The organism is Streptomyces sp. NTD91 (assembly GCF_059510455.1).
Genome location: NZ_JCAJZW010000002.1, coordinates 117901 through 140253, shown reverse-complemented (window position 1 = coordinate 140253; position 22353 = coordinate 117901). Strand labels below are relative to the sequence as shown.

The 22353-nt window shown below is 71.5% G+C and carries 23 protein-coding genes; 12 read left to right on the top strand and 11 right to left on the bottom strand.

The genetic code is table 11. From position 1 onward, the window contains the following. Positions 1-312: 312 nt before the first annotated feature. The 7 genes from AC5WRT_RS03355 (at position 313) to AC5WRT_RS03325 (ending at position 7718) form a co-directional block, all read left to right on the top strand. A complete protein-coding gene (locus tag AC5WRT_RS03355) occupies positions 313-1371 on the top strand; it encodes a BMP family lipoprotein (protein WP_496094629.1) in 1059 nt (352 codons plus the stop codon). Positions 1372-1606: 235 nt separating this feature from the next. Continuing rightward, positions 1607-3133, top strand: coding sequence for an ABC transporter ATP-binding protein (locus tag AC5WRT_RS03350; protein WP_496099941.1), 1527 nt, complete (start codon positions 1607-1609; stop codon positions 3131-3133). After that, positions 3130-4257, top strand: a complete 1128-nt coding sequence (locus AC5WRT_RS03345; RefSeq protein WP_496094628.1) for an ABC transporter permease — start codon at positions 3130-3132, stop codon at positions 4255-4257. The genes AC5WRT_RS03350 and AC5WRT_RS03345 overlap by 4 nt, the downstream gene beginning before the upstream one ends. After that, a complete protein-coding gene (locus tag AC5WRT_RS03340) occupies positions 4257-5543 on the top strand; it encodes an ABC transporter permease (RefSeq protein WP_496094627.1) in 1287 nt (428 codons plus the stop codon). Before AC5WRT_RS03345 ends, AC5WRT_RS03340 begins: the two co-directional genes overlap by 1 nt. Beyond that, positions 5540-5944 carry a cytidine deaminase gene (locus AC5WRT_RS03335; protein WP_496094626.1) on the top strand — a complete coding sequence of 135 codons (405 nt, stop codon included), beginning with the start codon at positions 5540-5542 and terminating at the stop codon, positions 5942-5944. Before AC5WRT_RS03340 ends, AC5WRT_RS03335 begins: the two co-directional genes overlap by 4 nt. A 75-nt stretch (positions 5945-6019) precedes the next feature. After that, positions 6020-7300, top strand: a complete 1281-nt coding sequence (locus tag AC5WRT_RS03330; protein ID WP_496099909.1) for a thymidine phosphorylase — start codon at positions 6020-6022, stop codon at positions 7298-7300. A 34-nt stretch (positions 7301-7334) separates the two neighbouring features. Then, complete coding sequence (locus AC5WRT_RS03325) at positions 7335-7718, top strand: STAS domain-containing protein (RefSeq protein ID WP_496094624.1); 384 nt, start codon at positions 7335-7337, stop codon at positions 7716-7718. Here the strand turns inward: AC5WRT_RS03325 and AC5WRT_RS03320 are convergent. Together AC5WRT_RS03320 and AC5WRT_RS03315 are read right to left on the bottom strand one after the other, a co-directional pair. After that, positions 7602-8612 (bottom strand): sigma-70 family RNA polymerase sigma factor, encoded by a 1011-nt coding sequence (locus AC5WRT_RS03320; protein WP_496099908.1) that lies wholly within the window; start codon positions 8610-8612, stop codon positions 7602-7604. The two genes, AC5WRT_RS03325 and AC5WRT_RS03320, sit on opposite strands and share 117 nt — an antisense overlap. Positions 8613-8733: 121 nt before the next feature. Continuing rightward, positions 8734-10014, bottom strand: a complete 1281-nt coding sequence (locus AC5WRT_RS03315) for an MFS transporter (protein WP_496099907.1) — start codon at positions 10012-10014, stop codon at positions 8734-8736. A gap of 63 nt (positions 10015-10077) precedes the next feature. Here AC5WRT_RS03315 and AC5WRT_RS03310 point away from each other — a divergent pair, with 63 nt between their 5' ends. Then, positions 10078-11040: a LysR family transcriptional regulator gene (locus AC5WRT_RS03310; RefSeq protein WP_496094621.1), complete on the top strand. Its 963-nt coding sequence runs from the start codon at positions 10078-10080 to the stop codon at positions 11038-11040. Between the two features lie 16 nt (positions 11041-11056). Here AC5WRT_RS03310 and AC5WRT_RS03305 read toward each other — a convergent pair whose 3' ends face one another. After that, positions 11057-11818 carry a prolyl oligopeptidase family serine peptidase gene (locus AC5WRT_RS03305; RefSeq protein WP_496094620.1) on the bottom strand — a complete coding sequence of 254 codons (762 nt, stop codon included), beginning with the start codon at positions 11816-11818 and terminating at the stop codon, positions 11057-11059. Positions 11819-11963: 145 nt separating this feature from the next. On the opposite strand from AC5WRT_RS03305, the gene AC5WRT_RS03300 reads away from it, so the two are divergent. Both AC5WRT_RS03300 and AC5WRT_RS03295 read left to right on the top strand, forming a co-directional pair. Further along, on the top strand, positions 11964-13151 hold the full coding sequence (locus AC5WRT_RS03300; RefSeq protein ID WP_496094619.1) for an adenosine deaminase: 1188 nt from the start codon (positions 11964-11966) through the stop codon (positions 13149-13151). Positions 13152-13307: 156 nt separating this feature from the next. After that, positions 13308-13676, top strand: a complete 369-nt coding sequence (locus AC5WRT_RS03295; RefSeq protein ID WP_496094618.1) for an ATP-binding protein — start codon at positions 13308-13310, stop codon at positions 13674-13676. Between the two features lie 91 nt (positions 13677-13767). On the opposite strand, the gene AC5WRT_RS03290 is transcribed toward AC5WRT_RS03295, so the two are convergent. From AC5WRT_RS03290 to afsQ1, 5 genes are all read right to left on the bottom strand, one after another. Beyond that, entirely contained in the window at positions 13768-13968 is a 201-nt protein-coding gene (locus AC5WRT_RS03290) for a PspC domain-containing protein (RefSeq protein ID WP_496094617.1), read from the bottom strand. Between the two features lie 121 nt (positions 13969-14089). Beyond that, positions 14090-14656 carry a VanZ family protein gene (locus AC5WRT_RS03285; RefSeq protein ID WP_496094616.1) on the bottom strand — a complete coding sequence of 189 codons (567 nt, stop codon included), beginning with the start codon at positions 14654-14656 and terminating at the stop codon, positions 14090-14092. A gap of 75 nt (positions 14657-14731) precedes the next feature. Then, positions 14732-15349 (bottom strand): hypothetical protein, encoded by a 618-nt coding sequence (locus AC5WRT_RS03280; protein ID WP_496094615.1) that lies wholly within the window; start codon positions 15347-15349, stop codon positions 14732-14734. After that, complete coding sequence (locus AC5WRT_RS03275) at positions 15346-16938, bottom strand: sensor histidine kinase (RefSeq protein ID WP_496094614.1); 1593 nt, start codon at positions 16936-16938, stop codon at positions 15346-15348. The genes AC5WRT_RS03280 and AC5WRT_RS03275 overlap by 4 nt, the downstream gene beginning before the upstream one ends. Continuing rightward, positions 16935-17612: a two-component system response regulator AfsQ1 gene (gene afsQ1, locus AC5WRT_RS03270; protein WP_106980762.1), complete on the bottom strand. Its 678-nt coding sequence runs from the start codon at positions 17610-17612 to the stop codon at positions 16935-16937. Before afsQ1 ends, AC5WRT_RS03275 begins: the two co-directional genes overlap by 4 nt. 242 nt (positions 17613-17854) lie before the next feature. Here afsQ1 and AC5WRT_RS03265 point away from each other — a divergent pair, with 242 nt between their 5' ends. Continuing rightward, a complete protein-coding gene (locus tag AC5WRT_RS03265; protein WP_496099906.1) occupies positions 17855-18637 on the top strand; it encodes a SigE family RNA polymerase sigma factor in 783 nt (260 codons plus the stop codon). Positions 18638-18772: 135 nt separating this feature from the next. Here the strand turns inward: AC5WRT_RS03265 and AC5WRT_RS03260 are convergent, their stop codons facing one another. Continuing rightward, complete coding sequence (locus AC5WRT_RS03260; RefSeq protein ID WP_496094612.1) at positions 18773-19408, bottom strand: uridine kinase family protein; 636 nt, start codon at positions 19406-19408, stop codon at positions 18773-18775. Positions 19409-19536: 128 nt separating this feature from the next. Between AC5WRT_RS03260 and AC5WRT_RS03255 the strand changes: the two genes are divergently transcribed. Next, positions 19537-19938, top strand: coding sequence for a hypothetical protein (locus AC5WRT_RS03255; RefSeq protein WP_496094611.1), 402 nt, complete (start codon positions 19537-19539; stop codon positions 19936-19938). A 104-nt stretch (positions 19939-20042) separates the two neighbouring features. Here AC5WRT_RS03255 and AC5WRT_RS03250 read toward each other — a convergent pair whose 3' ends face one another. Beyond that, positions 20043-20927: an aldehyde dehydrogenase family protein gene (locus AC5WRT_RS03250; RefSeq protein ID WP_496094610.1), complete on the bottom strand. Its 885-nt coding sequence runs from the start codon at positions 20925-20927 to the stop codon at positions 20043-20045. Then, a complete protein-coding gene (locus tag AC5WRT_RS03245; protein WP_496094609.1) occupies positions 20920-22350 on the bottom strand; it encodes an aldehyde dehydrogenase family protein in 1431 nt (476 codons plus the stop codon). The genes AC5WRT_RS03250 and AC5WRT_RS03245 overlap by 8 nt, the downstream gene beginning before the upstream one ends. Positions 22351-22353 lie beyond the last annotated feature (3 nt).

The window sequence follows — 22353 nt, the reverse complement described above, 5'->3', positions numbered from 1 at the left end:
GCCCCCTGTGGGGCCCCTGGATCGCGCCCCGAGGCGGGGCCCGGGGCCCGGGGGCGGCCCCGCCGACCGGCGCAACACAGTCGTAAGCCATTCGTGCACGCTCCGCAACACAGGCGCGCGACGAGTCGAGAGCGCGAGTTCAGACGCTGTTTGCCTCGAATCGATAACGGCTTCGAGGGGGGGTTTTTTGCGACATCTACGCGCGTTACGATGCCGCGAAGCCGACGCCGCCGGGGCGTTTCGGCTCGAGCACCGGCATGGTGCTCACATCAAGCGCCGACACGGCGCTCAGGTCAGGTGAAGGAGCCTCCCGTGCGCCGGGTAGCCAAGCTTTCCGCTGCGTGTGCCGCCACCGCAGCCCTCGCACTGACTGCCACCGCGTGTGGCAGCACGTCCTCCGACAACAACGCCTCCTCCTCCGCCTCCGCGGGCGGCGGCAAGGGCATCAAGATCGGCCTCGCCTACGACGTCGGCGGCCGTGGTGACCGTTCCTTCAACGACTCCGCCGCGCGCGGCGCCGACAAGGCCGAGAAGGAGTTCGGCGGTTCCATCAAGGAGCTGACCGCCAAGACCTCCGACACCGAGGCCGACCGCGAGCAGCGGCTGTCGGACCTGGCGCAGGCCGGCTACAACCCGATCGTGGCGGTCGGTTTCTCCTACGCCTCGGCCGTCGACAAGATCGCGAAGCAGTTCCCGAAGACCAGCTTCGGCATCGTCGACTCGGTCGTGAACGCGCCGAACGCCGACAGCATCACCTTCACCGAGGAGCAGGGTTCCTACCTCGCCGGTGTGGCCGCCGCGCTGAAGACCAAGAAGGACCACGTCGGCTTCGTCGGCGGGGTCGACACCCCGCTGATCAAGAAGTTCGAGGCGGGTTACGTCCAGGGCGTCCACGACACCAACCCGAAGGTGAAGGTCGACGTCCAGTACCTGAGCCACGGCACCGACCTGTCCGGCTTCTCCAGCCCCGACAAGGGCAAGGAGGCCGCGCAGGGCATGCTGGACAACGGCGCCGACGTGGTCTACTCGGCCGCCGGCTCCTCCGGCAACGGCGCGATCGAGGCCGTCAGCGGCACCAAGGGTGCCTGGGCCATCGGTGTGGACTCGGACCAGTACAACATCCCGGGTCTGGCCAAGTACAAGAACTCGATCCTGACCTCCATGGTCAAGAACGTCGACGTCGGCGTGTACGACTTCATCAAGTCCGTCCACGACGGCAAGCCGCTGACCGGCAACAACGTCTACTCGCTCGCCAAGAACGGCGTCTCGCTGGCCACCAGCGGCGGCTTCATCAGCGACATCCAGCCCAAGCTGGACGCCGCGAAGAAGAAGATCGTCGACGGCCAGATCAAGGTCAAGACGACCCCGTGACCCCACCGGTGCGGCCGGCCGCCGACCAGGCGGTCCGGCCGCACCGCGGGACCTGAGGCTCGGCGTGGGGGCGGCTTCCTCCAGCCCCCCGCCGAGCCATAACAATGTGTCAACTCTACGCGTGTAGCGCTGAGTTGCCGCGCTAGCGTCGCCGACGCCCGCCACCTCCCCCCGCAGCCCCTTTCCCCGAGGAGAGTGCGCCATCAACGCGTCCAGCCCTCCCGCTGCCGTCGAACTGCGCGGCATCACCAAGCGCTTCCCCGGCGTCGTCGCCAACCGCGACATCGACATCACGGTCCGCACGGGCACCGTCCACGCCCTGTGCGGTGAGAACGGCGCCGGCAAGTCCACCCTCATGAAGATCCTCTACGGCATGCAGCAGCCGGACGAGGGCACCATCACCGTGGGCGGCGAACAGGTCGTCTTCCACAACCCCGGCGACGCCATCGCCCGCGGCATCGGCATGGTGCACCAGCACTTCATGCTCGCCGACAACCTCACCGTGCTGGAGAACGTCGTCCTCGGCGCGGAGAAGCTGTACGGCATCGGGAACAAGGCCCGCGCGAGGATCAAGGAGATCTCCGACGCGTACGGCCTGAACGTCCGCCCGGACGTGCTGGTGGAGGAGCTGGGCGTCGCCGACCGCCAGCGTGTGGAGATCCTCAAGGTCCTCTACCGCGGCGCCAAGACCCTCATCCTCGACGAGCCGACCGCCGTGCTCGTGCCGCAGGAGGTGGACGCGCTCTTCGACAACCTGCGCGATCTGAAGTCCGAGGGCCTCACCGTCATCTTCATCTCCCACAAACTGGGCGAGGTGCTGTCGGTCGCCGACGAGATCACCGTCATCCGGCGCGGCACCACCGTCGGCACGGTCGCGCCCCGCGGCACCACCCCCAAGCAACTCGCCGAGCTGATGGTCGGCAGCGAACTGCCCACCCCGGAGACCGAGGAGTCCACCGTCACGGACGTCCCCATGCTCAAGGTGGAGGGGCTGCACCTCGCGCAGACCGACCTCGAGGGCATCGAGCGGATCATCCTGGACCAGATCTCATTCACCATCCACAAGGGCGAGGTCCTGGGCATCGCCGGCGTGGAGGGCAACGGCCAGTCCGAGCTGGTCGAGGCGATCATGGGCATGCGCCAGCCGGACGCCGGCGTCGTCACGCTCGACGGCACCGACATCTCCCACACCGCCACCCGCGACCGCCGCGAGGCCGGCATCGGCTACATCCCCGAGGACCGCCACCGCCACGGCCTGCTGCTGGAAGCCCCGCTGTGGGAGAACCGCATCCTCGGCCACGTCACCGAAAAGCCCAACGCGCGCGGCCAGCTCCTCGACATCAAGGCGGCCCGCGCCGACACCGGGCGGATCGTGCGCGCGTACGACGTCCGCACCCCCGGCATCGACGTGACCGCGGCCTCGCTGTCCGGCGGCAACCAGCAGAAGCTGATCGTCGGCCGTGAGATGAGCCACGACCCCAAGCTGCTCATAGCCGCCCACCCCACCCGAGGCGTGGACGTCGGCGCCCAGGCGGCCATCTGGGACCACATCCGCGAGGCCCGCCGCGCGGGCCTGGCGGTGCTGCTGATCTCCGCGGACCTGGACGAGCTGATCGGGCTCTCCGACACCCTGCGGGTGATGTACCGCGGCCGCCTGGTCGCCGACGCCGACCCCGCCACCATCACCCCCGAAGAGCTGGGCTCCGCCATGACGGGTGCGGCCACCGGCCACCTGGAGCACACAGAGGACGACGAGCGATGAACAAGCTGACCTCACGGATCGACAAGGAGCGGCTGCTCCTCGGCCTCGCCGCGCCGGTGCTGGCGGTCGTCGCCGCGCTCGTCGTCACCGCCCTGGTGATCCTCGCGACCGGCAAGAACCCCGGCGACGCGTTCAGCGACATGGTGACCTACGGCTTCGCCAGCGACAGCCAGGTCTACATCCTGAACAAGGCGACCACGTACTACCTGGCGGGTGTCTCGGTGGCCATCGGCTTCCGGATGAACCTGTTCAACATCGGTGTCGACGGCCAGTACCGGCTCGCCGCGTTCTTCGCCGCCGTCCTCGGCGGTGCGCTGAGCACGCCCGGCTGGCTCTCCATCATCCTGATCCTGTTGTGCGCCATGGCGACCGGCGCCGTGTGGGCGGCCATCGCCGGCATCCTCAAGGTGACCCGGGGCGTCAGCGAGGTCATCTCGACCATCATGCTGAACTCGATCGCCACCGCGATCATCGCCTACCTGCTGCAGCCCGGGAAGCTGGCCGAGCTGGAACAGGGCGGCACCGTCGTCTCCACCAAGCCGCTGCCGTCGTCCTCGTACTTCTTCAGCATCAACACCGGCCCCGCCGGCGAGCTGTGGGGCTTCATCTTCATCGCCGCGATCGTCGGCGTGGCGTACTGGTTCGTGCTCGGCCGCACCCGCTTCGGCTTCGACCTGCGCACCGTCGGCCAGTCCGAGAGCGCGGCCTCCGCGAGCGGTGTGTCGGTGAAGAAGATGGTCGCCACCAGCATGATCATCTCCGGTGCGGTGGCCGGTCTCATCGGCATGCCCACCCTGCTCAACGACTCGTACGCGTTCAGCAACGACTTCCCGGTCGGCATCGGCTTCACCGGCATCGCCATCGCGTTGCTCGGCCGCAACCATCCGGTCGGCATCGCGCTCGGCGCCCTGCTCTGGGGCTTCCTGGAGCGCACCACCAACCACCTGGAGTTCCAGGGCTACGACAAGGAGATCCTCGGCGTCATCCAGGGCGTGATCGTCCTGTGCGTCGTGATCGCCTACGAGGTCGTACGGCGCTACGGCCTCAAGCGCCAGCAGCAGAAGGTCGGCGCCGAACTCGCGGCCCAGGCCGCCGCCCCGACGACGAAGCAGGAGGTGGCGTGATGACTGCCACGATGACCGACGCGCCGCCGCCCGCGGCGCCCAAGGCGGCGGGCGCGCCGCAGCGCTCGGGCCGCTCCTTCGGCCAGGGCCTCCTGCTCGTCGCGGGCGCGCTGCTGCTCCTGGCCGCGGTCCGCGTGATCACCGGTTCGGACCAGCTCGACTCCGCCGGCCAGGTCGGCGCCGCGCTCGGTCTCGCCGTGCCGATCGGCCTCGCCGGCCTCGCCGGCCTGTGGTCCGAGCGGTCCGGCGTGGTCAACATCGGCCTCGAGGGCATGATGATCCTCGGCACCTTCGGCGCCGGCTGGGTCGGCTGGCAGTCCAGCCCCTGGCTCGGCCTGCTGTGCGGCATCGGCTTCGGTGTCCTCGGCGGCCTGGTGCACGCCGTGGCCACCGTCACCTTCGGCGTCGACCACATCGTCTCCGGTGTCGCGATCAACCTGCTCGCACTCGGCGCCACCCAGTACCTCGCCAAGCTCTTCTTCACCAACGGCGCGGCGGCGAACGCGGGCGGCAACCCCAAGCAGTCCCCGCCCGTGGACTCGCTGCCGCAGGTCACCGTGCCCGGCCTGTCCGACGGCCTCGCCTCGATCGAGAAGCACCACTGGTTCCTGGTCTCCGACCTCGCCGGCATCATCGGCGGTCTGATCACCAACCTGTCCGTGATCACGATCCTGGCCGCGGTGCTGTTCGTCGGCAGCTGGTGGCTGCTCTGGCGCACCCCGTTCGGCCTGCGGCTGCGGTCCTGCGGCGAGAACCCGGTCGCGGCCGAGTCGCTCGGCGTCAACGTCTACACCTACAAGTACGCGGCCGTCGCCGTCTCCGGCGGCCTCGCGGGCCTCGGCGGCGCCTTCCTGGCGCTGGTCACCTCGCACACCTACCTGGAGGGCCAGACCGGTGGCCGCGGCTACATCGGCCTCGCGGCGATGATCTTCGGCAACTGGCGTCCGGGCGGCCTCGCGATGGGCGCGGGACTGTTCGGCTACTCCGACGCCCTCCAGCTGCGCAACGGCGGCACGACCGTGCACGCGCTGCTGCTCCTGCTGGTCATCCTGCTGGTCGCCCTGGCCGGCTGGAAGCTGTACCGCAAGACCCTGTGGCAGGGCGGGGTCAGCCTCCTGGTGGCCGCGCTGGTGCTGGTCTGGTACCTGGTCACCGACGAGGTCCCGAGCGACTTCGTGGGTGCCACCCCGTACGTCGTCACCCTGCTGGTGCTGTCCCTGTCGGCGCAGCGCCTGCGGATGCCCAAGGCGGACGGCATGCGCTACCGGAAGGGCCAGGGCAAGTGACCCGGGACACGGTCGGCTTCGACTGGGAGGCGCTGCGCGCGGTGGCGCGCGAGGCGATGTCCCACGCGTACGCCCCCTACTCCGGCTTCCCGGTCGGCGTGGCGGCCCGGGTCGACGACGGTCGCACGGTCACCGGCTGCAACGTGGAGAACGCCTCCTACGGCCTCGGCCTGTGCGCCGAGTGCGGCCTGGTCTCCGACCTGCAGCGCACCGGCGGGGGCCGGCTGACGCACTTCACCTGCGTGGACGGCACCGGCGGCCTGCTCGTCCCGTGCGGCCGCTGCCGCCAGCTGCTGTACGAGTTCGGCGGCCCGGACCTCCTCCTGGACACCCCGCAGGGCGTCCTTCCCCTCTCGGAGATGCTGCCCCAGGCCTTCGGGCCCGGGCACCTCTCCTCGTAACCCCCGTACGGCCCCCCTGCCCCGCTCGCAGGGGGGCCGCGCACTTCGCACCTCCCGGAAGGAACCACACCCGCCATGGCCATGGACGCCATCTCCGTGATCCGCACGAAGCGGGACCGCGGCGAGCTGACCGACGAGCAGATCGACTGGGTCATCGACGCGTACACCCGCGGGGAGGTCGCCGACGAGCAGATGTCCGCGCTCGCCATGGCGATCCTGCTCAACGGCATGAACCGCCGTGAGATCGCCCGCTGGACGGCCGCCATGATCGCCTCCGGCGAGCGCATGGACTTCTCGTCGCTGTCCCGCCCGACCGCCGACAAGCACTCCACGGGCGGCGTCGGCGACAAGATCACCCTTCCCCTGGCGCCGCTCGTGGCCGCCTGCGGCGCCGCCGTCCCGCAACTCTCGGGCCGGGGCCTCGGCCACACCGGCGGCACGCTCGACAAGCTGGAGTCGATCCCGGGCTGGCGTGCCCTGCTCTCCAACGAGGAGATGCTGTCCGTGCTGGAGGGGACCGGCGCGGTGATCTGTGCCGCGGGCGACGGCCTGGCCCCGGCGGACAAGAAGCTCTACGCCCTGCGGGACGTGACCGGTACCGTCGAGGCGATCCCGCTCATCGCCTCCTCGATCATGTCGAAGAAGATCGCCGAGGGCACGGGCAGCCTGGTCCTGGACGTGAAGGTCGGCACGGGCGCCTTCATGAAGACGATCGAGGACGCCCGCGAACTGGCGAGCACGATGGTCGGCCTCGGCACCGACCACGGCGTGCGGACCGTGGCCCTCCTGACCGACATGTCCACCCCCCTGGGCCTCACGGCGGGCAACGCCCTGGAGGTCCGCGAGTCGGTGGAGGTCCTGGCGGGCGGCGGCCCGGCGGACGTGGTGGAACTGACGCTCGCCCTGGCCCGCGAAATGCTGGACGCGGCCGGTGTGAAGGACGCCGACCCCGCGAAGGCGCTGGCCGACGGCTCGGCGATGGACGTCTGGCGCCGGATGATCGCGGCACAGGGCGGCGACCCGGACGTCGAACTGCCCACCTCGAAGGAACAGCACGTGGTGAAGGCGCCGGCGTCCGGCGTGCTGACCCGCCTGGACGCCTACGACATCGGCATCGCCGCCTGGCGCCTGGGCGCCGGCCGCGCCCGCAAGGAGGACCCGGTGCAGGCCGCGGCGGGCGTCGAGATGCACGCCAAGCCGGGCGACACGGTGACCGAGGGCCAGCCCCTGCTGACGCTGCACACCGACGCCCCGGAGCGCTTCGGGTACGCGCTGGAGGCGGTGGAGGGCTCCTACGACATCGCCCCGGACACCGACTTCACCCCGTCCCCGGTGGTCCTGGAGCGTATCGCCTGATCCTGCCCGCGCCCGAAGGCGCGCCGCGGCACCGATGAGTTCCTCCCGGCCCGTCGGTCTACCGCACGTGAACGCCGACGAACCCGCTGTGCTCGTGCCGGCCGGCCCCGTCACCCGGGACGAGGTGGCGGGGCTGTGCGACCGCGTGCGGCTGCTGCTGGGCGACGGGGGCGGGGTCGTCGTGTGCGACGTGGGCGGGCTCGGGCCACCGGGACTGGCGGTCGTGGACCTGCTGGCCCGGCTGGAGCTGGCCGCCCGCCGGGCCGGCGGGCGGATCCGGCTGCGGGACCCCGATCCCGCCCTACACGCCCTTCTCGACCTCGTCGGGCTCCGCTTCCAGACGGAGCGGCAGCTCGAACAGCGGGAACCAGCGCCTGGTGTCGAGGAAGCAGTGGAAACCGGTGATCCGGTCGTCTGACAGCTCCAGCACCTGTACGGCCCAGGGGGCGAAGCCGCCCTGCTCCGGGTCCGGCTTGTAGTGCGCGAACCCCGGCAGGCCGTTGACCCGCACCGGCAGCAGCCGGGAGCCGGCGCAGGAGGCGCCGAGCGTGGACATGAACCCGGTGATGTCGGCCGGGCCGCGCAGCCACAGGTCGAACGGCGGCATCGTCATGACGGCGTCCTCGTGCAGCAACGCGGTCAGCGCCGTCATGTCGTACCCCTCGAAGGCTGTGACATAGCGCTCGAGGAGTTTCTGCTGCTCCTCGTCCAGCGGGTCGGACACCGCGCCCTCGGAGCCCGGGTCCCGCTCGGCGAGCGTGGCACGCGCCCGCTGCAGCGCGCTGTTGACCGAGGCGACCGACGTGCCCAGCAGTTCGGCGACCTCGCTCGCCTTCCACGCCAGCACCTCGCGCAGGATCAGCACCGCCCGCTGCTTGGGCGGCAGGCGCTGCAGCGCCGCCATGAACGCCAGCCGGATCGACTCCTTCGCCACGGCGGCCTCCGCCGGGTCGCCCACCGTCGGCAGCACGCGCGCGTCCGGGACCGGCTCCAGCCAGGTGTTGTCCGGCCGGGGCGCCAGCGCGGCCCGGGCGAGCGGGGTCGACTCGGTCAGGTCCATCGGCCGCGCCCGCTTGTTGCCCGCCGCCAGCATGTCCAGGCACACGTTCGTCGCGATCCGGTACAGCCACGAGCGGAGACTGGAGCGGCCCTCGAAGGTGTCGTAGCTCCGCCAGGCGCGCACCAGGGTGTCCTGCACCGCGTCCTCGGCCTCGAAGGAGGAGCCGAGCATCCGGTAGCAGTAACCGGTCAGCTCGGTCCGGTGCCTCTCCAGTGCGACGTCGAGGTCCGCCGTCGCGGTGCCGTTTCCCATCGTCCACCCACCCCTGTGGCCGTCCCATGGGCGCTCCTTCGCGCCTACGGGGGAAGCTACCGCAGGGGACTGACAACGGCCCCGGGAGCTCGCAGACGCGCAGGTGAGGGGCGGGCGCGGCTCAGTGGGCGTGCGCCGGGACCGTGCGCCGGGCCGCCACCGAGCCGAGCACCGTGAGGGTGACGACCCCCACGACCGCCAGCAGACCGACCTCCACCGTGCCGGCCCAGCCCTGTGCGTGGAACGCCGTCGCGCCGACCGTGCTGCCGACGCTGGAGCCCACGTAGTACATGGACTGGTACAGCGCCGAGGCCTGCGCGCGGCCCTCGGTGGCCGTCCTGCTGACCGCCGACGACGCGACCGCGTGGCCCGCGAAGAAGCCCGCCGTGATCAGCACCAGGCCGAGCAGGACCAGCGGCAGCGAGGGGGCCAGGGACAGCAGCAGGCCCGCCGTCGTCGTACCGCCCGCAAGGTACAGCGCGCCCCGGCGGCCGAACCGCCCCACGAGCCCGCCCGCCGTGGACGCCGACACCGTACCCACCAGGTAGACGAGGAAGATCGAGCCGATGATGCCCTGCGGCAGCCCGAACGGCGCACCCGTCAGCCGGTAGCCGATCACCGTGTACACACCGCCGAACACCGTCATGAACAGCGCTCCGATCGCGTACAGGCGCCGCAGCAGCGGGTCGGAGAGGTGGTCGCGGACCGTGCCGAGCAGCACGCGGGGCCGCAGTGAGCCCGCCGTGAAGTGCCGCGGAACCGGCAGCAGCAGCCGGAAGGCGGCCGTGCAGACCACCGCGACCACGCCGATCACGCCGACCGCGACCCGCCAGCCCCACTCCTGGGCCACCCAGCCGGTGATCACCCGGCCGCTCATGCCGCCGACGCTGTTGCCCGCGACGAACAGGCCGATCGCCGTCACCAGCGCCCTCGGCCGGACCTCCTCGGCCAGATAGGCCTGCGCGGAGGCGGGCAGCCCGGCGAGCGCCGCGCCCTGCACCGCCCGCAGCACCACCAGCACGCCCAGGGACGGCGCGAACGGCACCAGCAGCCCGACGCTCACCGCGACGGCCAGCGAGGCCGTCATCACCGTACGGCGGCCGAAGCGCTCCGACAGGGCGCTCATCGGCAGCACCAACAGGGCGAGCCCGCCGGTCGCGGCCGACACGGTCCAGCTCGCCTCGCTCGCCGCGACCCCGAACTCCCCGGAGATGAGCGGGAGCAGGGCCTGCGTGGAGTACAGCAGGGCGAAGGTCGCGACTCCGGCGAGGAAGAGGGCGAGGCTCATCCGGCGGTAGCCGGGGCCGCCCGGAGTCATACGGGAGTCTGCGGTGGAGTCGGCGGCGGTGACGGACGTGACGGCGCCCACGCTGGTGGACGCCCCGGTACTGGCGGGAGACATGGCTCGACGGTATGTACGGCACGTCTGATCCGTCCAATGCATGGAATCGTCATAATCGTTCCCATGACGCATCAGCGAAGCTCACAGGCCCGCCTGTCACCGAGCAGTGACACAGAAGACATGTCCGGGATGTCAAGGGTGCTGGCGCCGCGCCTTGCGTACTTCGCCGGCGTGGCCCGCACCGAGCACGTCACCCGGGCCGCCCTGGAGATGAACGTCCCCCAGTCCACCCTCTCCCGTGCGATGGCCCGCCTGGAGCAGGACATGGGCGTCGACCTGTTCGCCCGGCACGGCCGCACCGTCTCCCTGACCCCGGCCGGCCGCACCTTCCTCGCCTCCGTCGAACGCGCCCTCGCAGAGATCGAGCGGGCTGCCGAGGAGGTGCGCGCCGACGCGGACCCGGCCACCGGGAAGGTCGCCTTCGGCTTCCTGCACACCATGGGCGCCGAGACGGTACCCGGTCTGCTGCACGCCTTCCGCGAGGACCATCCGCGCGTCCGTTTCAGTCTGGTCCAGAACTACGGCGAGGCGATGCTGGAGCGGCTGCGGGCGGGGGAACTGGACCTCTGCCTGACCTCCCCGGTCCCGGAGGCCCCGGACCTGGTCGCCCGCCGCCTGGACGAGCAGAAACTCCGCCTGGTCGTCCCCGCCGACCACCGCCTGGCCGCCCGCCGCCGCATCCGCCTGGCCGAGGCCGCCGAGGAGACCTTCGTCACCCTGGAACCCGGCTACGGCCTGCGCCGCATCTTCGACTCCCTGTGCCGCGAGGCCGGCTTCCGCCCCAAGGTCGCCTTCGAGGGAGAGGAAGCGGAAACCCTGAGGGGTCTGGTGGCGGCCGGCCTGGGGGTGGCCCTCCTGCCCCCGCCGACGGTCCCGAGGCCGGGGGTCGTGGAGCTGACGGTCACCGCCCCGCGGGCCGTACGGGAGATCGGCGTCGCCTGGCCGGCCGACCGCCCGGACACCCCACCGGTGGCAGCCTTCAAGAAGTTCCTGCTCTCCAGAAGGGGCAACCTGCTCCCGGCGTGACGAGCGGCCCCGAGTCCTACCGCTTCAAAGTCTTCCCGAACCCCGCCGCCAACGGCATCCGCAACCCGATGGGCGGCGGAGCCGCAAGCGCGTCCTCGACGGGGCGGGACACGGAGTGCCCGAACAACGCGCCCATCATGAAGTCGACGGCCAGGGAAGCGACCTCGTCCCGGTGCCCGTACAACCCGTGTCCGTCGGAGTGCACTTCGAACCGGCACACCTCCCGGTTCGCCTTCTTCGCCCGCGCCGCGAACCGGAACGACAGTTCGGGATCGGTCCGCTCGTCATTCGTACCGTGCACGATCAGCACCCGCCGCCCCGCGAGCTGTCTCACCGGCTCGGCGGGCGCGGCGACATCGTCCTCCGGCAGCCAGGGAGCGAGCGCGACCACGGAGTTGACGGCCTCGTGCCCGCCGGCCCGCAGCGCCGCCCGGCCGCCCATGTCCACCCCGACCAGGCACACGGGAACGTCCCCGTACCGCCGTACGACCTCGTCGGCCGCCCACTCGGCGTCCGCCGCCAGATGCGCCTCGCTGCCGTTCCAGCCCCGGTACCGGTAGTGGACGGGATGGACGGCGAGCCCCTCCGCCCGGCCCGCGCGGGCGAGCCTGCGGCCCAGGGAACGCAGGGCGAACGCCGTCCGCACGGGGGAGGGCCTGCGGGCGGAGACCTCCTCCCCGCCGGGGAGCAGCAGCACCGCTCCGCTGACCGCCGTCGGCACCGGTCCGACTGCCTTCCCCAGCCCGGCCGTTCGGACCGGTGTCGCTTGCTGTCCCATGACAGAACAGTGTCAGAAGAGGCGGTGGACGAAACCCGTCCTCGCGGTCACCGTTGCGTATCGACGGGAAAGCGCCGGAAAAGTGCTGTGAAAGAGCTGCCGCGTTCACCGGGTTCTCTACGCGCGTAGGAGTTACAGTGCGGAGATGACGAGCCAGACCGCACGGACCGGGACCGCTCCGGCGACCGTCCCGGCGCACATGCCGACGCCGGACCAGATCCGCCGGGCGCCCAAGGTTCTGCTGCACGATCACCTCGACGGCGGGCTCCGCCCGGGCACCGTCGTCGAACTCGCCCGGGCGACCGGCTACTCCGACCTTCCGGAGACGGACCCCGACAAGCTGGGCATCTGGTTCCGCGAGGCCGCCGACTCCGGCTCGCTGGAACGGTATCTGGAGACCTTCCGGCACACCGTCGGCGTGATGCAGACCCGGGAGGCGCTCGTCCGGGTCGCCCGCGAGTGCGCCGAGGACCTCGCCGAGGACGGGGTCGTCTACGCCGAGGTGCGGTACGCCCCGGAGCAGCACCTCGACCAGGGGCTCGCCCTCGAGGAGGTCGTCGAGGCCGTCAACGAGGGGTTCCGGCAGGGCGAGCGGCTGGCCCGGCAGAACGGGCACCGGATCCGGGTGGGCGCGCTGCTCACCGCCATGCGGCACGCGGCACGCTCCCTGGAGATCGCCGAACTCGCCAACCGCTACCGGGACTCGGGCGTGGTCGGCTTCGACATCGCCGGTGCCGAGGCCGGCTACCCGCCCACCCGCCACCTGGACGCGTTCGAGTACCTCAAGCGCGAGAACAACCACTTCACCATCCACGCCGGCGAGGCCTTCGGGCTGCCGTCCATCTGGCAGGCGCTGCAGTGGTGCGGCGCCGACCGGCTGGGCCACGGGGTGCGGATCATCGACGACATCGAGGTCCACGAGGACGGCTCCGTCTCACTCGGGCGGCTCGCTTCGTACGTCCGGGACAAGCGGATCCCGTTGGAGCTGTGCCCCAGCTCCAACCTCCAGACCGGGGCGGCGTCCTCCTATGCCGAGCACCCCATCGGGCTGCTGCGCCGGCTGCACTTCCGGGCCACCGTGAACACCGACAACCGGCTGATGTCGCACACGACCATGAGCCAGGAATTCGAGCATCTCGTCGAAGTGTTCGGTTACACGCTCGACGACATGCAGTGGTTCTCCGTCAATGCGATGAAATCAGCGTTCATTCCTTTCGATGAACGACTCGCCATGATCAATGACGTCATCAAGCCCGGATATGCAGAACTGAAAGCCGAATGGCTGTTCCAGCAGACGGCCTCGACCAGCGGTTCTGTCGATTCCAAGGGTTGAGCGCACCTCAGGTCGAGGACCGGAATGCGGACGCGCTTTCACAAGGCGTCCGCATTTCGGTGTTTGCGGCGGCCGGTCCGGCATGTTTACGGTCGTGGACCGCTCGGATCGTTTGTGATGTCCGTCTCCGCATTCAAGTTCAAGGACGCATTCACCATGAAGCAGTCTGCTGCCAAGACCCTCGGTGTCGCCGCCCTCGGTGCCGCCTTCGCCGCCGTCGGCGCGGGCGCGGCCAACGCGGCCCCGGCCGTCCCGGACGCCGGCCAGGCCACGCAGGCCCTGGGCGCCGTCGCCCGGACGCTGCCGGCCGAGAACGTCTCCAGGGCGGTGCCGGGCGCCACCCAGGCCCTCACCCAGGGGCAGGGTGCCGTGGGCTCCGGGCTGGCCGCCGCGCAGCCGGCCGTCCAGAACGTGCTCGCCAAGGGCCCGACCGCGCCGGTCGCCGGGCTGCTCGGCGGACTGCCGCTGCACAACACGGGCCTGCCCACGCACGGTGTGCCGGTGAACGGGATCCCGCTCGGCTGACGCCGCCGACCGAGGCGTACGGCCGTACGACGCGCCGCTGGGGCGCCCCGGACTGCTCCGGGGCGCCCCAGCGGCGTTCAGGCGCGAGACCTCACCAGGCGGTGCGCGCCCTGTCCTCGGACGGCAGCAGGATCCACAGCGCTATGTAGACCAGGAACTGCGGGCCGGGCAGCAGGCAGGAGAGCAGGAAGATCACCCGCATCGTCGTCGCGGAGGTGCCGAAACGCCGTGCCAGCGCGGCACAGACGCCGCCGATCATGCGGCCGTGGGTGGGGCGGGCAAGGGCGGACATGGCGGCTCCTCCGTGGTCGTCGGCTCGCTCGGGAGCCGGGCTCGGGGCGCCCCGCTGGCGTCCCTCGACTGTCTTCCGTCTGTCTTCCACGGTAGGGACACGAAGCGGGCGAAGCGTCGCTCTACGGGGCGATCCCGACCCTGGGAATCGTCGGGGTACGACCCTGAGGCAGCTCCCCCGGCACGGTGACGGACGCCTGCGCAGGGCCGGCCGGCCTCGCGTCCCGGCGGCGCAGCCAGGCGCGGGCCGCCGGTACGACGGCCAGGTGGGCCAGTGCGACGCCCGCGGTGTTCAGGAGCAGCGAGTCGACGTCCACCACCCTGCCGGGCACGCCGGTCTGCAGCAGGGCGATGCCGGTGGAGGTCAGGGCGCCCGAGGCGGTCGTGCGGATCAGCGAGCCGAGCGGGGAGGCGTCGAGCCTGCCGTGGGCCGTCGGCAGCAGCACGCCCAGCGGGGCGAGCAGGGCCAGGCCCTCGCCGAGGGGTCTCGCGGCCTGCGGCCAGCCCAGGGCCAGGTCGGCCCGGATGCCGGCGAGGGGGTGCAGGTTGGGGGGCGTCACCCAGGGGACGTCCAGGGGCCGCAGCATCAGCCAGGCGACGAGGGCGAGATGGGCGACGAGGAGGACACCCCCTGTCAGCCGGACGTGGATCGCGGCGCTGCCGCCGCCGATGGAGCCTTGACGCTGCACACACCCCTAGACGCGCGACCGGACACGATCGGTTCCGGGCAGGCGCCCACCGGGTCCGCGGCCGTGCGGGGCCCGCTATCCGCCCTCGACCTCGCTGGACGGCGGTGTCGTGCTGCCCGGACGGTCGCGGACGCCGTCCGTGCACGCGTAGCGGCGCAGGGGGCGGCCGTCCGGGCCGCCCAGGACGACCGAGCCGTCGCCTTCCGTGGCCGCCGAGTCGGAGAGGGTGCACACCAGCTGGGCCAGCGCGTAGGCGGTGAGCCGGGACGGGGCCGTGCTCAGGCGCAGGGCGTCCTCGGGCTCCCCGGGGCCGGGGCCGCGCACCGTCACACCGCCCGGCACGTACGTCGTATAGCCCGCCGAGCGCTCGGCGGCGGACGGGGACGCGGCGAGCTGGTCCAGCAGGCCCTGGGCCACGATCACCCGGCGGCGGGCGTCCGGGGTGCCCTCCGGGACGCGGACCGTCCGGTCGACTGCCACCAGGGACGCCCCGCAGAGCAGGAAGACCTGCACCGGCACGCCCTGCGCGGACTGCGTGGCCAGGTCGGGCCCGGCCAGCGAGCACGGCACCCGGGACGGCGCCGCCCCGAAGTCGGTCGGCACCTCGGTGGCGCGGATGCCGCAGCCGGTGAGCAGCAGGCCCAGGAGGGGCAGCGCCAGCAGGTGGCGTACGGCCGGGCGTCGTACGGTCATGACCCCTCCTTTCCGGGACCGTCGTCGCTGTCGGACGTGTCGTTCCTCGTCGTGTCGTCGGCCTCTTCCGTCAGCCGGGAGGCGTCCCGCGGCAGCCGCAGGGTGAACACCGCGCCGCCGTCGGGCGAGTTGGCGGCCGTGATCTCGCCGCCGTGGATGTGGGCGTTCTCCATGGCGATGGACAGGCCGAGCCCGCTGCCCTCGGAGCGCGGCCGGGAGGCGCTCGCCTTGTAGAAGCGGTCGAAGACGTGCGGCAGGACGTCCTCGGGGATGCCGGGCCCGTGGTCGCGGACCTGGATCACGATCTCCTCGTCGGCCACCCGCACCGACACCCGCACCGGCGACCCGCCGTGCTTGAGCGCGTTGCCGATCAGGTTGGCGAGGATGACGTCCAGCCGGCGCGGGTCGAGCCGGGCGTGGATGCCGCGCTCGGCGTCCAGCTCGACCGCGTCCAGCCAGGCCCGGGCGTCGATGCAGGCGGTGATCTGGTCGGCGATGTCGACGTCGTCCAGGACCAGCCGGGCGGTGCCCGCGTCGAAGCGGGTGACCTCCATCAGGTTCTCGACCAGGTCGTTCAGCCGCCGGGTCTCGCTGACCACGAGCCGTACCGCGGGCTCGATCATCGGGTCGATGCCGCCGGTCTCGGAGTCCAGCTCCTCCTCCAGCACCTCCGTCACGGCGGTGATGGCGGTCAGCGGGGTGCGCAGCTCATGGCTCATGTCGGCGACGAACCGGCGCGAGGCCTCGTCCCTGGCGGCCATCTCCGCGACCCGCTTCTCCAGCGCCTCGGCCGCGTTGTTGAACGTGCGGGACAGATCGGCGAGTTCGTCGGTCCCCGACACCCGCAGCCGCGTGTCCAGCCTGCCCTCACCGAGCCGCCGCGCGGCCACCCCCAGCCGGTGGACCGGCTTCAGCACGGTCGTCGCGGCGGCCTGCGCGAGCAGCGCGGCACCGATCAGTGCCAGCCCGGTGGCGATGCCCAGCGACCAGGCCAGCGAATTGAGGTCCTTCGCCTCCGGCTCCAGAGACTTGGCCATGTAGCCGGTCGGGCCGCCGCCGATCACGCGCGTACCGGCCACCAGATAGGGCGTGCCGTGCTCCACGACCCGCTGCCAGTACAGGTGGTACGGCTCCGTGTTGGTGCCGGTGACCTTCTGCCGCTTGTTCACGGCGGCGCGCAGCGATGCGGGCACGTCCTCCAGCGAGAAGCCGTTGATCCCGCCCGAGTTGCCGTACACCGGTCTGCCGTCGGCGCCCTGGCCGACCAGGAGCACGCTGAAGTGCTGGCTGCCGGCCGCCATCTGGCCCGCCGCGTGCTGGAGTTGGGCCTGACTGGGGTGCGCGGGCAGGGCGCCCGCGCGGTTCTGCATCTCCTGCCGGAAGTCGTGCAGCACCGCGTCCTGGGCCCGGGTGAGCACCGCCTCCCGGTTCAGCCAGTAGGCGATGCCGGACGCCGAGACGGCGGCCGTCAGGGCCACCAGCGCGAAGACGACGACCAGCCGGAGCCGGAGACTGGTGAACCTCAGCCGCGACACACTTCCCTTGCGCCGCGCGGACCAGCCGCGCAGCCCCCCTTGCGTGTCGGTCACTGAGGCGCGTCCAGGCGGTATCCGACCCCACGGACGGTCCGGATCAGGGTCGGGGACGACGGCACGTCCTCGACCTTGGCGCGCAGCCGCTGCACACAGGCGTCCACGAGGCGCGAGTCTCCGAGATAGTCGTGCTCCCACACCAGCCGCAGCAGCTGCTGGCGGGAGAGTGCCTGACCGGGCCGCCGGCTCAGCTCCAGGAGGAGCCTGAGCTCGGTCGGGGTCAGCTGGAGATCCTCGCCGTTCTTCGTCACGGTCATCGCCGACCGGTCGATGACGAGGTTGCCGAACGTCGCCGAGTCGCTGGACTCGCGCTCCCCGCGCCGCAGCACGGCCCGGATCCGGGCGTCCAGCACCCGGCCCTGCACCGGCTTGACCACGTAGTCGTCGGCGCCGGACTCCAGGCCGACCACCACGTCGATGTCGTCACTGCGCGCGGTCAGCAGGATGATCGGCAGCTGGTCGGTGCGCCGGATGCGCCGGCACACCTCGAAGCCGTCGATACCGGGCAGCATCACGTCCAGCACGATCAGGTCGGGCCGCTGCTCACGCAGCAGCTTCAGACCGTCCTCACCGCTGGCAGCGGTCGCCACCCGGTGGCCCTGGCGCGTCAGGGAGAGCTCCAGGGCCGTGCGGATGGCGTCGTCGTCCTCGATCAGCAACAGGGAAGGCACGGGCTCATTCTGGCCCATGGACGGGCCGTCGTACGACCCGTGGGCGCCGGGCCCTCCCTACCGCCACCATCTGTGCACTTCCTGTGACGACGCCGGGACTCGCCCCTGTGACAGGTCTGTGACAGTCGGCGGACACGGCCATGAAGTCACCCCGGCAGTCTTTTGGGCACGGGCCGGACGGGGGAGCCGCAGCCGGCCCGGGGAAGACCGAATCGCCGGAAGTACACGACGGGGAGCGCGAGATGAACACGCTGCACAGCATCAGCACCAGCGCAGTGATCACGCGCCTGCACGACGTGAACGCGCACCGGGGTTCCGAGAAGTCCGGTGCCGAGGGGGGTCCCTCCCGCGCGAGCGCGTTCGAGCGCGGGGGAGGGCGGGGGTGCGCTCGCGGTACCGGGCGTCAGCACACCGCGTACATGGCGGTGGTTGACGCGCACACGGGGGAGACGCACGGGGGAAGCGCGTACAGGGAGGAATCGGGGGAGCAGCGCCGTTCCCTGACGGAGGCGGAGTTCACCGCCTACGTCCAGGAGCGTGGCGCTTCCCTGTACGCCACCGCGTACCACCTGACCGGCGACCGCTTCGAGGCCGAGGACCTGCTGCAGAGCGCACTGTTCTCGACGTACAGGGCGTGGGACCGGATCAGCGACAAGGCCGCGGTGGGGGGCTACCTCCGCCGCACCATGACGAACCTGCACATCAGCGCGTGGCGCCGGCGCAAGCTGAACGAGTACCCGACCGAGGAACTTCCGGAGACGGCCTCCGACACGGACGCGATGCGCGGCACCGAACTGCGCGCGGTCCTGTGGCAGGCCCTGGCCCGGCTGCCCGAGCTCCAGCGCACCATGCTGGTCCTGCGCTACTACGAGGGCCGTACGGACCCGGAGATCGCGAGCATCCTCGGCATCAGCGTCGGCACGGTGAAGTCCAGCATCTGGCGGTCGCTTCGCCGACTGCGCGAGGACGAGGTCCTCAGCTTCGGCCGTGACGAGGAGAACGCCTTCGGCGAACTGGTCGCCTGAAGGCCGGGGCCACGGGGGGGGTGGCCCGAGGGGGACACGGGGGAAACCGGGGGAGCGAGGAGCGGGACTGGAGGGCCGGGGGGCCTGTCCAGTCCCGCTTTTGCGCGCCGTGGAGGCCCTTGGCCTCCACGGCTCCTATGCGACCGTCCGCTGCCGGTCCTGCCGCCCCGCCGCCGCTGCCGCCAGCCGCCCCAGCGCCTCGTCGCGGTCGCACGGACGGGCGCCCAGCGACACCTGGCGGGCGACGATGGACCGCTCCGCGCGCATCAGCCGCCAGCCCCGGCGCAGCAGGAACGACACCGACTTGCGGCCCTCCTTCAGGTCCCGCAGGAACCGTCGGCGGAAGGTGACGACCGGCCCGCGGGTCAGACACAGCGCGTCCGCGAGCACGCCCCGCTCCCGGCAGCGCTCGACGATCTCCGCGGCGAAGATGCCCTCCGCGATGAACAGCGGGGTACGGCCGATGTGCAGCGTGTCCTCGCCCGTACGGGCGCTCAGTGCGATGTCGTACACCGGCACCGTCGTCGAACCGGTCGCGCACAGCCGGGCGATGGCCTCGACCGCGACGTCCGCGTCCCACGACTCCGGGTGGTCCCAGTCGATGTCCGAACTCCCCTCCACCAGGGGCAGAGTCGGGTCGTCGGCCTCCTTGTAGAAGTCGTCCAGACGCAGGACGGGGAGCCCGGAACGGGCGGCGACGAGGGACTTGCCCGAGCCCGAGGGGCCGCACAGCAGCACGACACGGGCGGGGACCGGGGGATGAATGCTCACGGAACACCAGTTTGACGTACGGCGAGTCGCCTGCCGACCCCGCGGGTCGGCTTTTGAGCGTGACTCCCGCCTCAACTACCCTACGTGTCGACAGCATTACCCTGCGCACCAGAAGGCGGCACCCAGCGATGGCCCGACACACCTCTTCCCAGCACCCCGTCGCGCAGCGCGCCCTGATCGCTCTCGCGACCGCCGGAGCAGCCCTGGGCGCGGGCGCGGCGACGGCCCACGCCGACACCGCCCGGGCCCTGGACATGCCGTGGCGCCCGACCTCCCTCGGCAGGATCGACCCCCAGACGGGCCTCACGGCCGTCACCGACACGGTGGGCCATGTCACGGGCCCGCTGGCGGGCCTGAAGCCCAATCCGCTGGCGGGGACGGGCGTGGACCCCCTGGACAACGGAGTGGGCACCCAGGTCGCCGACTTCAAGCCGGTGGGCACCCGGATGCTGACGGCCCCGGTCGCGGAGGCCCGGTCGCTGGGGGCGGTGCCGGTGGTGGGACAGGCACTCGGAGTGCTGGGTCACTGAGGCGCCCCGAAGGGGGGCGGACCGACAAGAGGGCGAGGAACTGCGCGATCAGCCACGGACAACCCGCGGTCGGCCAAGCGGCGCAGTTCCCCGCCCGGACCCCGTCAGTACGACGACCCCGTCGCGCCGAGCGCCCCGGTCGGATGCCACACCGTCTTCGTCTCCAAGAACGCCGTCAGTCGCTCGATCCCCGGCGTCTCGAAGTAATCCACAGCCTGTGGACGGAGGACGCGCTTGAGATTGTCGGCCGCGGCGATCTCCAGCTCCCTTGCCAGCGTCTCCTCCGCACCCGCGAGGTCGATCGCGTTGACGTCCTGGTGCGCGGCCAGCGGCGTCGCGATCTCGGCCGTGCGGCCGGAGAGGATGTTGACCACTCCGCCCGGCACGTCGGAGGTGGCCAGCACCTCGGCCAGGGAGAGGGCGGGCAGCGGAGCCTTCTCGCTCGCGATCACGACGGCCGTGTTCCCGGTGGCGACCACGGGTGCGAGCACCGACACCAGGCCGAGGAACGACGACTCCTGGGGGGCCACGACGGCCACCACACCCGTCGGCTCGGGCGAGGAGAGGTTGAAGAACGGCCCGGCGACCGGGTTCGCGCCGCCGACCACCTGGGCGATCTTGTCGGTCCACCCGGCGTACCAGACCCAGCGGTCGACGGTCGCGTCCACGACCGCCGCCGCCTTCGACTTGGAAAGGCCCTCCGCGTCGGCCACCTCGCGCACGAACTGCTCGCGCCGGCCCTCCAGCATCTCCGCGACGCGGTAGAGGACCTGGCCGCGGTTGTACGCCGTCGCGCCGGACCAGCCGCCGAACGCCTTGCGCGCGGCCACGACCGCGTCACGGGCGTCCTTGCGGGACGAAAGGGGCACGTTCGCCAGCCAGTTGCCCTTCTTGTCCGTCACCTCGTACACCCGGCCGCTCTCGGAACGCGGGAACTTCCCGCCGACGTACAGCTTGTAGGTCTTGAAGACGCTCAAACGGTCAGACATCGAGGTAAGCCTCCAGGCCGTGGCGGCCGCCCTCGCGGCCGAAGCCCGACTCCTTGTAACCGCCGAACGGCGAGGTCGGGTCGAACTTGTTGAACGTGTTGGACCAGACGACACCGGCGCGCAGCTTGTTCGCGACGGCCAGGATCCGGGAGCCCTTCTCGGTCCAGATGCCCGCCGACAGGCCGTACTGCGTGTTGTTCGCCTTGGCGACGGCCTCGTCCGGGGTGCGGAAGGTGAGGACCGACAGCACCGGGCCGAAGATCTCGTCGCGGGCGATGGTGTGCGCCTGGGTGACGTTCGTGAAGAGCGTCGGAGCGAACCAGTAGCCGGCGGACGGCAGCTCGCAGGCCGGGGACCAGCGCTCGGCGCCCTCCGCCTCGCCCTGCTCGGCCAGCGCGGTGATCCGGGCCAGCTGCTCTGCGGAGTTGATCGCGCCGATGTCGGTGTTCTTGTCCAGCGGGTCGCCGAGGCGCAGGGTGGAGAGCCTGCGCTTCAGGGACTCCAGCAGCTCGTCCTGGATGGACTCCTGCACCAGCAGCCGGCTGCCCGCGCAGCAGACCTGGCCCTGGTTGAAGAAGATGCCCGTGACGATGCCCTCGACGGCCTGGTCGATCGGGGCGTCGTCGAAGACGATGTTCGCGCCCTTGCCGCCCAGTTCGAGGGTGAGCTTCTTCCTCGTGCCCGCGACCGTGCGGGCGATCTCCTTGCCGACGGCCGTCGAACCCGTGAAGGCGACCTTGTCGACGTCCGGGTGCGCGACGAGCGCGGCGCCCGTGTCGCCGTAGCCCGGCAGGATGTTGACGACGCCCTTGGGCAGGCCCGCCTGGCGGCAGATGTCCGCGAAGAAGAGGGCCGAGAGCGGGGTGGTCTCCGCGGGCTTCAGGACGACCGTGTTGCCGGTCGCGAGCGCCGGGGCGATCTTCCACGCGAGCATCAGCAGGGGGAAGTTCCAGGGGATGACCTGGCCGGCGACGCCGAGGGGCCGCGGGGCCGGGCCGAAGCCGGCGTGGCCGAGCTTGTCGGCCCAGCCGGCGTAGTAGAAGAAATGCGCGGCGACCAGCGGGAGGTCGGCGTCGCGCGTCTCCCTGATCGGCTTGCCGTTGTCCAGCGTCTCCAGGACGGCCAGCTCACGGCTGCGCTCCTGGATGATCCGGGCGATGCGGAACAGGTACTTGGCGCGCTCGGAACCGGGCAGCGCCGACCACTTCTCGAAGGCCTTGCGTGCGGCCCGGACGGCGCGGTCGACGTCCTCGGCACCCGCCTGGGCGACCTCGGAGAGGACTTCCTCCGTCGACGGGCTGACGGTCTTGAAGACCTTGCCTTCGGCCGCGTCGACGAACTCGCCGTCGATGAAAAGGCCGTAGGAGGGCGCGATGTCGACGACCGAGCGGGACTCGGGCGCGGGTGCGTACTCGAAAACCATGAT

Bases quoted from the DNA above. Each gene is read 5' to 3' on its own strand.
- AC5WRT_RS03345 (WP_496094628.1), top strand. From the start codon at position 3,130: ATGAACAAGCTGACCTCACGGATCGACAAGGAGCGGCTGCTCCTCGGC.
- AC5WRT_RS03340 (WP_496094627.1), top strand. From the start codon at position 4,257: ATGACTGCCACGATGACCGACGCGCCGCCGCCCGCGGCGCCCAAGGCG.
- AC5WRT_RS03330 (WP_496099909.1), top strand. From the start codon at position 6,020: ATGGCCATGGACGCCATCTCCGTGATCCGCACGAAGCGGGACCGCGGC.
- AC5WRT_RS03325 (WP_496094624.1), top strand. From the start codon at position 7,335: ATGAGTTCCTCCCGGCCCGTCGGTCTACCGCACGTGAACGCCGACGAA.
- AC5WRT_RS03320 (WP_496099908.1), bottom strand. From the start codon at position 8,612: ATGGGAAACGGCACCGCGACGGCGGACCTCGACGTCGCACTGGAGAGG.
- AC5WRT_RS03315 (WP_496099907.1), bottom strand. From the start codon at position 10,014: ATGTCTCCCGCCAGTACCGGGGCGTCCACCAGCGTGGGCGCCGTCACG.
- AC5WRT_RS03310 (WP_496094621.1), top strand. From the start codon at position 10,078: ATGACGCATCAGCGAAGCTCACAGGCCCGCCTGTCACCGAGCAGTGAC.
- AC5WRT_RS03305 (WP_496094620.1), bottom strand. From the start codon at position 11,818: ATGGGACAGCAAGCGACACCGGTCCGAACGGCCGGGCTGGGGAAGGCA.
- AC5WRT_RS03300 (WP_496094619.1), top strand. From the start codon at position 11,964: ATGACGAGCCAGACCGCACGGACCGGGACCGCTCCGGCGACCGTCCCG.
- AC5WRT_RS03295 (WP_496094618.1), top strand. From the start codon at position 13,308: ATGAAGCAGTCTGCTGCCAAGACCCTCGGTGTCGCCGCCCTCGGTGCC.
- AC5WRT_RS03290 (WP_496094617.1), bottom strand. From the start codon at position 13,968: ATGTCCGCCCTTGCCCGCCCCACCCACGGCCGCATGATCGGCGGCGTC.
- AC5WRT_RS03280 (WP_496094615.1), bottom strand. From the start codon at position 15,349: ATGACCGTACGACGCCCGGCCGTACGCCACCTGCTGGCGCTGCCCCTC.
- AC5WRT_RS03265 (WP_496099906.1), top strand. From the start codon at position 17,855: ATGAACACGCTGCACAGCATCAGCACCAGCGCAGTGATCACGCGCCTG.
- AC5WRT_RS03255 (WP_496094611.1), top strand. From the start codon at position 19,537: ATGGCCCGACACACCTCTTCCCAGCACCCCGTCGCGCAGCGCGCCCTG.
- AC5WRT_RS03250 (WP_496094610.1), bottom strand. From the start codon at position 20,927: ATGTCTGACCGTTTGAGCGTCTTCAAGACCTACAAGCTGTACGTCGGC.
- AC5WRT_RS03245 (WP_496094609.1), bottom strand. From the start codon at position 22,350: ATGGTTTTCGAGTACGCACCCGCGCCCGAGTCCCGCTCGGTCGTCGAC.